The 13,341-nt window shown below is 37.9% G+C and carries 9 protein-coding genes; 7 read left to right on the top strand and 2 right to left on the bottom strand.

Annotated elements, in window-relative coordinates:
- Positions 1 to 3 precede the first annotated feature (3 nt).
- Complete coding sequence (locus tag ASE01S_RS03290) at positions 4 to 999, top strand: alpha/beta fold hydrolase (protein ID WP_067838294.1); 996 nt, start codon at positions 4 to 6, stop codon at positions 997 to 999.
- Positions 996 to 2,273 carry a Gfo/Idh/MocA family oxidoreductase gene (locus tag ASE01S_RS03285; RefSeq protein WP_067838291.1) on the top strand — a complete coding sequence of 426 codons (1,278 nt, stop codon included), beginning with the start codon at positions 996 to 998 and terminating at the stop codon, positions 2,271 to 2,273. The genes ASE01S_RS03290 and ASE01S_RS03285 overlap by 4 nt, the downstream gene beginning before the upstream one ends.
- Positions 2,274 to 2,443: 170 nt before the next feature.
- On the opposite strand, the gene ASE01S_RS03280 is transcribed toward ASE01S_RS03285, so the two are convergent.
- Positions 2,444 to 4,738 (bottom strand): helix-turn-helix domain-containing protein, encoded by a 2,295-nt coding sequence (locus ASE01S_RS03280; RefSeq protein WP_067838288.1) that lies wholly within the window; start codon positions 4,736 to 4,738, stop codon positions 2,444 to 2,446.
- 238 nt (positions 4,739 to 4,976) lie between these two features.
- On the bottom strand, positions 4,977 to 5,618 hold the full coding sequence (locus tag ASE01S_RS03275; RefSeq protein WP_067838285.1) for a YesL family protein: 642 nt from the start codon (positions 5,616 to 5,618) through the stop codon (positions 4,977 to 4,979).
- A gap of 309 nt (positions 5,619 to 5,927) precedes the next feature.
- On the opposite strand from ASE01S_RS03275, the gene ASE01S_RS03270 reads away from it, so the two are divergent.
- From ASE01S_RS03270 to ASE01S_RS03250, 5 genes are all read left to right on the top strand, one after another.
- On the top strand, positions 5,928 to 7,469 hold the full coding sequence (locus ASE01S_RS03270; protein ID WP_174520229.1) for an extracellular solute-binding protein: 1,542 nt from the start codon (positions 5,928 to 5,930) through the stop codon (positions 7,467 to 7,469).
- Between the two features lie 272 nt (positions 7,470 to 7,741).
- Positions 7,742 to 8,674: an ABC transporter permease gene (locus ASE01S_RS03265; RefSeq protein ID WP_157065140.1), complete on the top strand. Its 933-nt coding sequence runs from the start codon at positions 7,742 to 7,744 to the stop codon at positions 8,672 to 8,674.
- A gap of 20 nt (positions 8,675 to 8,694) precedes the next feature.
- Positions 8,695 to 9,582, top strand: coding sequence for a carbohydrate ABC transporter permease (locus ASE01S_RS03260; RefSeq protein WP_067838278.1), 888 nt, complete (start codon positions 8,695 to 8,697; stop codon positions 9,580 to 9,582).
- A 180-nt stretch (positions 9,583 to 9,762) separates the two neighbouring features.
- Complete coding sequence (locus ASE01S_RS03255) at positions 9,763 to 11,262, top strand: glycoside hydrolase family 28 protein (protein WP_067838274.1); 1,500 nt, start codon at positions 9,763 to 9,765, stop codon at positions 11,260 to 11,262.
- A gap of 507 nt (positions 11,263 to 11,769) precedes the next feature.
- Entirely contained in the window at positions 11,770 to 13,332 is a 1,563-nt protein-coding gene (locus ASE01S_RS03250; protein WP_067838271.1) for a glycoside hydrolase family 43 protein, read from the top strand.
- Positions 13,333 to 13,341: the final 9 nt, after the last annotated feature.

Here is a 13,341-nt window from a genome sequence, read left to right as displayed (position 1 = left end):
AACATGGGCCAGATACAGCAATGGTTAGACCATCTCTATCAACAACGGGCAATATTTAAGCTTGAATCATTTGATTGCAAACAGTTGGAAACCTTGCTTGGTCAGTTTCCTTTAGCTAATCAAATGGATTCAGTTACTTGCGTTGAAACACTTGAGCACGAACATTACAGCCAAAAGTTATGGCATATTCCTACGGTTGAAGGTTTAGTTATGCCGACTTATCAGCTGATCCCAACAGATCCATTACCTAATCGTCCTGTGGTTATGGCCATTCCAGGTCATGGCCACGGACATCGCCAATTAGTCGGGATTTCAGTAAACAATACGAAGCTAACTCGTGCGGATATTTACCATCATATTGCGATTACCTTAGCTGAAAAAGGCTGTCAGGTGTATGTTCCAGAGTTAATTGGGATGGGGCGACGGCGCTTGTCAGCTGATCAGCAAACGGATCCGAATGCAAATGACTGTTATGAATTAAGCAGTCAGTTATTATTGTTAGGAAAAACACTTACAGGTTTAAGAGTGGCGGAATGCCAGGCTCTTATACACTATATTGAACAAACAACAGGTGCTGAGCAAAACATAGGTCTGTTTGGTTTTTCAGGTGGCGGGTTAATTGCTTTGCTTACTGCTATTCTCAATCAACACATTCATGCAACTGTGATTAGTGGCTTTATCTCATACTTTAAGGATAGTGTGATGAGTAGACGACATTGCTTAGATAATTATTTGCCAGGGTTGCTTCATTACGGAGAAATCCCTGAATTAGCTACGTTAATTGCACCTAGACCTTTGTTTATCGAAGCAGGAATCAAAGATCATTTGTTTCCAATTGAATCTGCGAAAAGAGCAATAAAGCAGATTGAGCAGCATTACCTCCAGATTAATAAAGCGGAATGCTTTGATAAAGATATCTTTGATGGTGGTCATGAAATTGCAGGTCATCATTCAAGTGATTGGCTCATTAAACAGTTAACTAAGGAGGAAGTCGAATGAGAAAAAAATATGCATTAGTAGGTACAGGAGGACGCGCTGAATTTTTTTATGGGGCGATAGCTAGTCAATATCAACAGTATGGTCAGCTCGTAGCATTTTGTGATCAAAATATCACAAGACAGCAGTATGCAAATCAATTGCTAGAGGAGAAGTATAATCATCCCCCAGTAGCCATATATCATGCCAATCAATTTGAAGAAATGATCAAAATAGAGCAACCAGACATTATTATTGTCACCTCAATTGATCGAACTCACCATACATATATCATCAAAGCACTTGAGCTAGGCTGTGATGTTATTACTGAAAAACCCATTACGGTTGATGTGGCAAAGGCAAAAGCGATTAAAGCAGCAGTAGAGCGAACTGGAGGAAAGGTAAGGGTTGCATTTAACTATCGCTATGCTCCGCATAATACAAAGGTACGCGAATTAATTAGCACCGGTACAATTGGGCAAGTATTTTCTGTTCATTTTGAGTGGGCCTTAGATACGCAGCATGGTGCTGATTACTTTCGGCGATGGCACCGGAATAAAAATAATAGTGGTGGCTTACTTGTCCATAAAGCGACTCATCACTTTGATCTCGTTAACTTCTGGTTGGGTACACAGCCTGAGACAGTATATGCTGCAGGTGGCTTGCGTTATTATGGGAAAGAAAATGCTGAACAACGTGGGGTAGAGCAATTTTATCATCGTGCACATGGGTATCCACAAGCTAAATCCGACCCGTTTGCCCTAGATCTATCCAGCAACCCACACCTCAAGGCGATGTATTTAGATGCTGAGCATGAGGACGGCTACTATCGTGATCAAAGTGTGTTTGGCGATGGGATTAATATTGAAGACACGCTTGCTGTGATTGTTACCTATCAAAATCAAACAGTGCTAACCTATTCGCTTAATGCTTATCTACCCTGGGAAGGTTTTGTTATTGCCTTTAATGGTAGCCAGGGCCGAATTGAATTAATGGTCAAAGAACAATCTTACATTAATTCAGGTGGTGAAAAGAAGGATGAAGGCAAAACAGAAGATATTGAGTTAAAGGTCCTGCCAATGTTCGGTCAACCTTATCAAGTGAAAATTGATCGAATAGCTGGAGGACATGGTGGTGGAGATCAACTCTTATTAGACGATTTATTTGGTCCGGAAGCAAAGGATCCGTTCAATCGTGCAGCTACACATATAGATGGTATTCAATCGATTATGACAGGTGTTGCAGGCAATCTCTCATTGCAAACAGGTCAGGCAGTAAAAATAAGTGATTTAATTTAGCTAAGATAAATCTTTAATCGTTTTTGCAGTCACTGTCTATAGGACTCCCACTTCAAGAAATAAGGAAACACGTCATGTCTAAGCGGGAGATCCAACAGCCAGTAACAAGCCCGATTGGTTCAACTAACGTTCATTGGGGTATTGGACCCCCCAATGAACGAAATTTCACTTTATCTATGCTCACTTCTGTACTTACCAGGTGTAATTCCCTCTAATCTTCGAAATGAACGGATAAAGTTTTGTGAATTATTATACATTAATTTAGCCGAGATTTCCTTCACTGAAAGATCCGTTTCAGCCAACCATTCTTTTGCTTTGCTAATCCGATAAAGAAGAAGATACTCACTAAATGATCGTTTCGTTTCCTTTTGAAAGATATTACTTAAATAATTTGGATTATAATGTAATTTGGATGCGATAAGATCAAGTGAAATATCTTTGTCATAGTCATCATGAATAATCTGAATGATTTTATCGGATAACGATCGGTTCTCTGTTTGGGTTCGAACATCTACCTTCTCAATTAATGGATAAATTAACATAAATTTAAACCAATCCTTAATGGCGTGAAGTGTTTTTAATTCAAAAAATTCATTTATAAAAGATTGATTATCTGAATGATCTAACTCGATACCAAGGATTTGTTTTAATTCAATTAAATCATAGAGAAAACGGGTTAAAATAATTTGGTAATAATTGTGGTGATGGTCGTCTTTACTAAGATACTCAAAAAGTTTATCAAGCTCTTGATTAGCTTTGGTACGATTAGCAAGCTTAATAGCATCAAATAATCTGTATTTGATATTTTTAGGATATTGAATAAAAAACTGCCCGTCACGATTTAAATTATCAAAGAAAATAATCGATTCGCCACCAACTTTTATTCTATATTTTAATGCTTCTGTACTTTCCTGATAGGCTTTTTTGGCATCGACCAGTTCTTTAAAAGGATGACTAATACCAATGCTAACAGATAAACAGAATATCTGTTTAATTTCTGATTGAATTAGGCTAGCATGATCATTAATAAAGTGCATGTACTGTTCAGTATTTGAAAACGATGTAACGAGAATGGTTGATTGAGTATGATTAATGACAACAGGCGTTAAGCGATAGTTCGTATCGATTAAGTCCTCAATAACATTATTAATCGCAAACAGGAGTAGATCTGTGTCATTTTTGCTGAATGGGCAATTTTGTAATGAATCAATTTGTAAGGACATGACCGTTAATTGTTGCCAATTCTGCTGATAATTAAAACTGTTTAGCTTGATCGGTATTTCATTTTCATTTACTTTTCCTTGTAACAGGCGCATCATAAAGAGTTGTTTTAATTGATTAATCTGATTTTGCATTTTCGTTTCTAAATGCTTATTCTTGTTTAGTAATTGGTTAATATGTGTTTCGATTAATTGAAATTCATTAGCAGCTCTAATCGAATCTTCATGCTCCTGTTCGTAGGATTGCTTAATTAAATCTTGAATCCTTCTAATCGGACGGTATAGATTTTTACTCCCTAATATAGAAGCAATAAATGATAATAGCAATAAAATCGTACAGACAGTAAAAGTTAACCATCCAATCGAGCTAGAGCGTTTATTTAAATCACTAACTTTAACGAGTGATAAATACGTCCAACCATTATATTTAGATTTTAAGTAAGTCACTTTGTACGGTATTTCATCAACAATATAGTCAAATTGCCCTTCTTTTTCATCAGTGTGAAACTCTGCAAGGAATTGCTCTGGCATGGTAAAGTTATCACCAATGTAGCTTGGATTAGAATGAGAAATAACCTGATTTGATTCATCTAAGATAAGGAAAGATTCTGAAGCAAGACGATGCTCCATCATGGTTGTAAGTACATCGCTAGGCACAAGAACACTAATTAATCCTTTTTTATCAGAAGATAGAAGTGGTAGCTTTTTAACTAGATTTATGTAATGGCTACTACTATGTTGGACACTATGGGGGAGGGCGATATGATCATACTCCTCCAGCATCCAAGTCGAATTATTTTCTAAAGTGATATAGTGATTTAAAATGTTTTGTTTGCTAATTTGATCAAGATTGGCCAGCCCATTATTGTTAATCAGCCAATCATTTTCTAAGCTGACTAAGACAATATCTTCTATCCCTGTATCTAGTGTTTGTAGATGATTCAAATCCTGCTTAATCGTATGATAATTAACAAATGTTTCAGCTGAAATCGTATCACGAATATGTTGTTGCATTTGTGAGGTTCGAACAAAATAAGTAATCGAATGATCAATGTTTTTTAACACTTGCTCAACATTTATTTGAATTTGATAGACATTTTGCATTTTCTCTTGATTAGAATAAGTTTGAATCGCTTGAGACGATTTCCAATAAGAAAGACTGCCCGTGATCATGACGGGAACAGTACTTAATAGAAAAAACATAATCATGATCTTATAGTAATGCTTAAATTGATTTCGTTTCATTTTTATCTACTCCTAATATCCTTAAAGGTGCTCACGCTTTATCGCAGTGTAACAGGCTATAAGCCTCCCACTACAAGAAATAAGGGAACACGTCATATCTAAGTGGGAGATCCAACAGCCAGTAACGGCATGATTGGTTTCAACTAACGTTCAGTGAGGGAGAGAGGAAGCTACTAAGTTTGCAATGTCTGCACTGGCACATCCTATGCGTCGAAACCCCACTGAACGAAGTTATGCTTTATGCCGATTGGTCAAGCTTCTGTTCCATCATTTGAATTCGGGAAAAACTAAAGTTAGCAAAATAATTGATTATAAAAGCGCTTACACTAAAGCTGAAAAATAATACGATGCCAGGGAATTGCATCGAAAGATAGTAGACAGCAGACAGACTAACAAGCATGGCAATGGTATGGTGAAGATTAGTTAAACCAAATAAAATGGGATAAGCGATGTAGCGCTTAACCGTTAAATGATAATGAACATATACAGGTGCTAAATAAAGTGTTAACACCAGATAGAGAAAAAGGGCAATAAAGGTAATTCCAAGAAAAAAAGGATAGATCGTTGTGTCACGGATAAATCCTGCATACCTAAGATTAATATAAAGTAATGTTGCACCGCTTAATAGAATGAGCATTAATCCATTTGTTTTTAAAAACTCCTTTTTATAAGTTTGTAAGAACGTTGTAAAAATAGGAACGTCATTGTCCTTCAATAACCAGCGGCGTGTAATAGAAAACATACTAACCGTTGCTGGCATCAAACCAAAAACAACAAGTCCTACTAACGAAAAAATCAACCATAAAAGGTTTAAATAAGCAAAACGACTGACGATTAAGGCTATTTGATTTAAACGATCCCAAATGCCTTTAAATTCCATTCTCATCACCTACAGTTTCAAGTTTTATGACGTGAATCGTCATCATTATTATAACACTTTTGTATGAATATGGGAGTCTATCCGTTAAGTGAATGATAATCATTAGATAAGATGATCAGGAATAGGTAAGCCGATGAAATGATTATTCAAGTGTTTCATGGTTAAAAAAAAGATATGAAATTAAAGGTGAGTAGGGACAATAGATCGAATTAACTATAATATGTAAAATTGATTATATACTATTTCTGGAATTTAAAATATGATTTATTGTGCAGTACATTTTAAAATTTGATTTGGAGGGCTTGTAACATGTTGAAAAAGAAGAAATATTTATTGGGGTTAATGTTAGCATTATTGTCTTTCGTTCTTTTGGCGTGCGGAAATGAAAGCGCTTCCTCTGATAAGGACGAATCAAATTCAGATGACCCAGATACAACAGAAACAGCCGATGATAGTAATGAACCTTTTGCGTTTACAATCATGGCAAACTTGCATACACCTGAGGTACCAACTGAGACCGTTCTAGAGGAGATTGAAAAATTAACCAACACGAAAATTGAAATTCAATGGGTACCTGATAACAACTATGAAGACCGTTTAAACACAGCCTTTGCTACCAATACCTTGCCTGAAGCTGTTTTCCTAAAGAATCAAAGTACATTTATTCAATTTCGTGATGCCATTCAAGATGGTCAGTTCTGGGAACTTGATCCTTACCTAGATGAGTTTGAAAACTTAAAAAAATTGAAAGAAAATGTTCAGGATAACACAAGGGTTGACGGTAAATTGTACACATTGTATCAGGGTCGTCCTTTATCTCGCCAAGGAATTATTTATCGGAAGGATTGGGCCGATAATTTAGGATTAGAAGCTCCAAAAACAGTTGATGAATTCTTTGAAATGGCCCGGGCATTTACTGAAGATGATCCAAATGAAACAGGTACTGATGATACATTTGGGATCACAGACCGAAATGATTTAATCTATGGTGCTTTTAAAACCGTTGCTTCATGGTTTAATACGCCGAATAACTGGGGAGAAGTAGACGGTGAGCTTATGCCAGAATTTATGTTCGATGAATATGTGCAAACAATGGATTACTTTAAGGAATTACATTCTAATGGATATATTAATCAAGACTTTCCGGTAACAAGTAAGGTTGATCAGCAAGAATTCTTTAAAAACGGTACAGCGGGTATTTATATTGGCTCGATGGGTGATGTGGTTAGTTTATATAATGATGCCGTCACCATTAATCCTGATGTTGAATTAGATGTCCACAATTATGTAGAAGGGCCGACCGGAGAGTATGGCATCTGGGCGATTCCTGGGTATGGAAATTTAGTCATGTTCCCGAAAAGCTCAGTTGAAACAGAGGAAGATTTGAAAAAATTACTTGGCTTCTTTGATCAGATGATGACACCAGAAGTGATGAATTATGCTTATTGGGGTATTGAAGGTGTTCACTATGAGGTCATAGAAGGACGTGCATTACCAGTCGATGATGCCGCTTTAACAGACCGCGAAGTTAAGCCATATCAAGCGATTGAAGTTGGTGAGCCTGAAACAAATGGACGCTATGAAGGTTATTTTGACTATGAACCAAAGGCAAAATCAGAGGATTTATTCATCGATAATGAAAACTATTTAATCGAAGATCCAACGGTACCACTATATTCTGAAACCTTTACACGTGATGGTGCACGATTACAACAAATTATCACAGATGCAACCTATCAATATATTTTAGGTCAAATTGATCTCGATGGCTTTAATGCTGCCGTTGACAACTGGAAGTCTCAAGGCGGAGAAAAAATTATTCAAGAATTTAATGAATCGTATCAAAACTAGCTTTTCGCTGTGGATGCCTGTCTTCTACTCAGATGAAGACAGGCATTTTAACCATCTATGTCTATCGGAGATAATCATCATCACATATTGATGAGGAGAATAAAGGAAATAGATGTAAGCGGATACGATTAACCATCATTCCTAATAAAATGATTATTTACGACGAGACATTATTCATTTACCTTAGCATTAAGCTAGCTTTTAACTTAGTAAAGAAATGGGGTTTTGCTATGGCAAGTATAGCCATTCCAAGAACAAAATCAAAAAAGAAAATGACAGCAGTTGATCGCAAAAAGAGAAGGTCTGAGACATGGCGTAGAATTAAACGAAATAAGCTAATCTACCTGATGATATTACCAGGTGTGATTTATTTTCTTGTGTTTAAGTACTTACCTATGTATGGACTAATTATTTCATTCCAAGACTATAAACCTTATCTAGGTATAACAGGAAGTGAGTGGGTTGGCTTTGCTCACTTTGAACGCCTATTCACAAGTCCTGAGTTTTGGATGATTTTTCGCAATACGTTAGGTTTATTTGCTTTACAAATTTTCATTTACTTTCCAATACCGATTATTATTTCACTGATGTTAAATGAGGTTAGACATTCCCTATATAAGCGTGGAATCCAGACGATTATTTATATCCCACACTTTATGTCATGGGTTGTTATTGTTTCTATAAGTTTTGTCATGCTAACACTTGACGGTGGGATTATTAATTCCCTGCTCGAAACCTTTGGCTTTGAAAAAATTAACTTTCTAATGAGTGCTGAGTGGTTTAGACCCATCTATATTATCCAAGTAATCTGGCGTGAGGCGGGCTGGGGAACCATTGTTTTTCTTGCAGCTATAACCGCTGTAGATCCCCAATTATACGAAGCGGCTAGAATTGATGGTGCCAATCGATTTAGACAGATGTGGCATATTACCCTTCCGTCGATTCGGAGCGTGATTATCGTTTTGCTCATTTTAAAGATTGGTAATGTTCTAGAGTTAGGGTTTGAACATGTGTATTTATTACTAAATGCCTCAAATCGTTCGGTCGGGGAAATTTTTGATACCTATGTTTATGTTGCTGGGCTACAGCAGGGACAGTTTAGCTACAGTGCTGCTGTCGGCTTCTTTAAAGGAATAGTTGGTTTAATCATGGTTGTCATTGCGAATAAGCTTGCTAAAGCATTTAACGAAGAAGGGATTTACTAAACATTAAAGAGGTGATCACAATGAGTAAAAAAGCTACAGCACGTATCTCTGTAGGTAGTAAAATATTCGACACAATTAATTACACGTTACTTGGCTTAATGGGTCTCGTCACGATTCTCCCATTTATCCATGTGGTGGGGAGTTCGTTTGCTACTAGTGCTGAAATCGCTAGTACTAAGTTCTTACTATTCCCTACTAAATTTAGTTTAGATGCCTATCGGTTTATTTTTTCAACAGATACCATTTTTCGAGCACTAGGCATTTCTGTTTTTGTCACATTCTTAGGCACTTTATGGAGTATGTTTTTTTCCGTTTTGACCGCCTACGGTCTGTCGCGACGTGACCTAGTAGGACGTCGAGCACTAAATTTTTTAATTGTATTCACCATGCTATTTAATGGTGGTATGATACCGACTTTTCTAGTTGTTCAGCAGACGGGTTTATTAAATTCGTTATGGGCACTGATCATTCCGGTCACGATCAATGCTTTTAATATGATTATATTACGTAGCTTTTTTATGAATCTACCACAAGGATTAGAGGAATCAGCCAAAATTGATGGTGCTTCTGACTTCGGTATTTTATTCAGAATTGTCATTCCTGTTTCCATGCCGTCTATCGCTACAATTTCGTTATTTTATGCCGTTACCTATTGGAATACTTACATGCATGCCATTCTTTATTTAAGTGACTCAACGAAATGGCCAGTGCAAGTACTATTAAGACAAATCGTCGTGTTAGCCAGTGGGTTTAATTATGATGGAGCGGCCTACACGGATGTCCCGCCTCCAGAAGTAACAGTGAAAATGGCGACGATTGTAGTAGCCACCGTTCCTGTTTTACTTGTTTATCCATTTTTACAAAAGTATTTTGCCAAAGGAGCATTGTTAGGCTCTGTAAAAGGCTAATCCATGTTAGAGATTGTTCAAAACGACCAAATAATGATCGGCGGGTATCTCTCTGTTGACGCAAATTTGCGCTACACAAAGATGTATAGACAGATGAGCCGTGGTCGTCTTAACTTGCTTACTTCTGATTCGGTATTTTTGAACACACACTTCTATTCAATTTAACAGGGAGGTAGACAAGTGTTTGATTACGTTGTCACAGATTACGGAGTTGTCGGTGATGACTCTACTGATAATACGCATGCGATTCAAGATTTAATAGAACAATGTGCACAAACAGGAGGGGGAACCATCTATTTCCCTCCTGGTATTTATAGAACGGGTCCAATTAAGCTTTGCAGCTATTTAACCTTAAACCTAGCTGCAGGAGCAAAGTTATTATTCGACGATAGCTTTGATCGCTATCAGCCCGTTTATACAAGATGGTCTGGCTACCAATGCTATGCTTTTTCACCATTATTATTTGGTGAAAATCTTGAATATGTTTCAATTAAAGGAGAAGGCGTGATTGATGGCCAAGGACAAAGCTGGTGGAAGATCTACCACTTGCTTAAACAGGGCAAAGGCTACCAATCTTCAATGACCGATCAAATGGCTCATTTAAATCAAAACATGACTGAGCCTAATGAAACGAATCTAGTTGAGTGGCCTTCACAGTTTCTGCGTCCGCCACTATTGCAATTGAAAAATTGTCAATATATCAAACTAGAAGGCATTACATTACAAAATTCGCCTTTCTGGAATACGCATTTGGTCTATTGCCAGCATGTGATGCTCAATCAGTTGCAGATATTTAATCCATCAAATACACCAAACGGTGATGGCTTGGATGTTGATTCCTGTCAGCATGTGACCATTACAAATTGTCACTTTGACGTTGGTGATGACTGCATTGCGATTAAATCAGGAATTAATCAAGATGGTCGAGATATTGGTATTCCATCAGAGAATATTGCCATTTCAAATTGTACCATGCTTCATGGTCATGGTGGAGTTGTGTTAGGTAGTGAGAATTCAGGTGGCATTAAAAATATTGCGATCAGTAATTGTATTTTTATTGGAACTGATCGAGGAATTAGAATTAAAACAAATCGAGCACGTGGCGGCTATATTAAACAAATGTTAGCCAACAATATCGTGATGGAGGATTGTCTGTGTCCCATTGCTGTTAATGCCTTTTATCGTTATGGTGTAAATTTAGATGATCCATTGATGACGACTCCAGAGCCGGTGCCAGTGACAGAAAAAACACCAATCATTGCTGATCTAAAATTCAATCATATATTAGCTAAAAAAGTACGTGCTGCTGCGGGCTTTATTTATGGCTTACCAGAAATGCCAATCAAAAACTTAACCTTACACGATGTCACCCTTGAGTTGGATTTAACTGAAGACGTTGAGGGTGGTGAACCTGATATGGTTAAGGAGGAGCTATACATGGCTGGAGAAGGGATATACGGCCAATATATTGAGGGATTAATAGCTGATCAGGTTCAAATTAATACCAAATCTGGACCGGCATTACAGCTTTATCAAAGTAATGATATCGTATTAAAGGATGTTCAAACTCAACAGCTCCATAAGGATGCTCCTATTGTCTACGTTAAAGCGGTTGAGCATCTTTCTATTGAAGGAAGACAGTATCGACAGTTAGATGACACCTATTTAAAAAGGGAGTAATCTGCTGCTTTTTATCGCCGTGTAACTGGCTGGGGCTGCGATTACTCGCCCCATCGAAGTGCTTTTGTAAGCCCCCACTTCAAGAAATATGGGAACACGTCATGTCTAAGTGGGAGATCCAACAGCCAGTAACGGCCCGATTGGTGTAACTAACGCTCAGTGGGGGAGAGAGGAAGCTGGCTAAGTTCGCGACGTGTGACGCAACGTCTGCACGAGCACATCCTATCCGTCGAAACCCCTCTGAACGAAGTTTCACTTTACTTTGTCTTTGACATGGACTGATGGATGCATTCCTTAACAACTAAACTGTTGATACGTTTAGATAAAATAAATGGAGAGATAAATGCCTGCTTGTATACTATTCAGCAGGGTACAAACCCGGCTGAATCAAGTTATAGCCTCCAGCGGTTGCTGCGGATTTTCAGCAGAAAGTTATCGAGCTTCAATCAATAAAATCCAAATACGCGAAGGTGCATTTGATCTCCTGAAAAACGGAAAGGAAGTATAATGAAAACATTTAAAAATCCAATTTTACCGGGATTTTATCCTGATCCTTCTATTTGTCGAGTAGATGAAGATTATTATTTAGTTACGTCAACTTTTGAATATTTCCCTGGTGTTCCAATCTTTCATAGTCGAGATTTAGTAAACTGGAGGCAAATAGGGCATGTCCTTGATCGTCCATCACAGCTTAACTTGGATTTTACCCCTTGCTCAAAAGGGATTTATGCCCCTACTATTCGTTATCATAATGGGCTTTTTTATATGATTACGACCTTTGTCGTCAGTCAAACAGGTGAACGTCGTAATTTTTATGTGACTGCTACGGATCCAGCTGGGGATTGGTCAGATCCAATTTGGTTAGATCATGCACCTGGGATTGACCCTTCGTTATTTTTTGATCAAGATGGAAAGGTTTACTATACAGGTAATCGTGTACCACCTGAAGGGCAAGATCATCCAAAGCATAATCAAATTTGGCTTCAAGAATTGGATTTAGAATCTCAAAAATTAGTGGGACCGGTTTATGGATTATGGGATGGTGCATTAAAGAATGCCCATGCACAAGAAGCCCCACATCTTTATAAGATTAATGATTATTATTATCTTATGATTGCAGAGGGAGGAACGGGCTTTACCCATGCTGTCACAATTGCTCGGAGTAAGTCCGTAACGGGTCCATACGAATCTGCCAAAATCAATCCAATACTTACCCATCGTCATTTAGGGCGCAATCATCCCATCGTTAATGTCGGTCACGCTGATCTTGTTCAGACCCAGAATGGAGATTGGTGGATGGTTTGCTTAGCTTCACGACCATATGGAGGTTACTATCGAAATCTAGGCCGAGAATCCTTTTTAGTTCCAGTGAGCTGGGAAGAGGGATGGCCCGTTGTCAATCCAAGTAAAGGTGTAATTGAAACGGAAATGCCTTTTCCTAATTTGCCAGAGCATCGTTGGCCGAAACAACCGAGCTGCGATCATTTTGAAGGTCAAACGTTAGCTCAACAATGGAATTTCATTCGTACACCACGCGGCCAATTCTGGTCATTAACAGAAAAACCAGGCTGTTTGAGACTAAAGGCAAAGAAAACAATGCTATCAGACGTTGACAATCCTGCCTTCATTGGTAGAAGACAGCAGCATTTTAATTTTGATGCACGAACAAAGATGAAGTTTACGCCAGAACAACACACAGCGGCAGGTATCGTTTTACTGCAAAGCAATCAATATCATTTTCGGTTTGAATATGCTCAGGTCGATCAGCAAAAGCTGCTCAAACTGGTCAAACGAGAAGATGGAGAAGAGCAGGTCGTAGCATCGGTAAATCTGAATTCTGCTGAGCTTTATTTGAAGGTTGAAGCGCGAAAACAGGCTTATTCCTTTGCTTTTGCGGTTGAATCTGAACAATGGCAGTATCTTGTCAAAGATATAGATGGCACGATACTAAGCACTGATAAAGCAGATGGTTTTGTTGGTGCCTATATGGGATTGTATATTAGCGGTAATGGTCACGACAGTGATAGCTTCGCTGACTTTGATTGGTTTGAATACAATGGTTGGGATTAGAAATGGAGG

The sequence above is a fragment of the Amphibacillus sediminis NBRC 103570 genome, assembly GCF_001552275.1.
Lineage (GTDB): Bacteria > Bacillota > Bacilli > Bacillales > Amphibacillaceae > Amphibacillus_B > Amphibacillus_B sediminis.
The sequence above is the reverse complement of the archived record's forward strand: the minus strand, read 5'-3'. Positions and strand labels throughout refer to the sequence as shown.

Excerpts from the sequence above, each read along its gene's own strand:
- ASE01S_RS03290 (WP_067838294.1), top strand. The coding sequence starts at position 4 with ATGGGCCAGATACAGCAATGGTTAGACCATCTCTATCAACAACGGGCA.
- ASE01S_RS03285 (WP_067838291.1), top strand. The coding sequence starts at position 996 with ATGAGAAAAAAATATGCATTAGTAGGTACAGGAGGACGCGCTGAATTT.
- ASE01S_RS03280 (WP_067838288.1), bottom strand. The coding sequence starts at position 4,738 with ATGAAACGAAATCAATTTAAGCATTACTATAAGATCATGATTATGTTT.
- ASE01S_RS03275 (WP_067838285.1), bottom strand. The coding sequence starts at position 5,618 with ATGGAATTTAAAGGCATTTGGGATCGTTTAAATCAAATAGCCTTAATC.
- ASE01S_RS03270 (WP_174520229.1), top strand. The coding sequence starts at position 5,928 with ATGTTGAAAAAGAAGAAATATTTATTGGGGTTAATGTTAGCATTATTG.
- ASE01S_RS03265 (WP_157065140.1), top strand. The coding sequence starts at position 7,742 with ATGACAGCAGTTGATCGCAAAAAGAGAAGGTCTGAGACATGGCGTAGA.
- ASE01S_RS03260 (WP_067838278.1), top strand. The coding sequence starts at position 8,695 with ATGAGTAAAAAAGCTACAGCACGTATCTCTGTAGGTAGTAAAATATTC.
- ASE01S_RS03250 (WP_067838271.1), top strand. The coding sequence starts at position 11,770 with ATGAAAACATTTAAAAATCCAATTTTACCGGGATTTTATCCTGATCCT.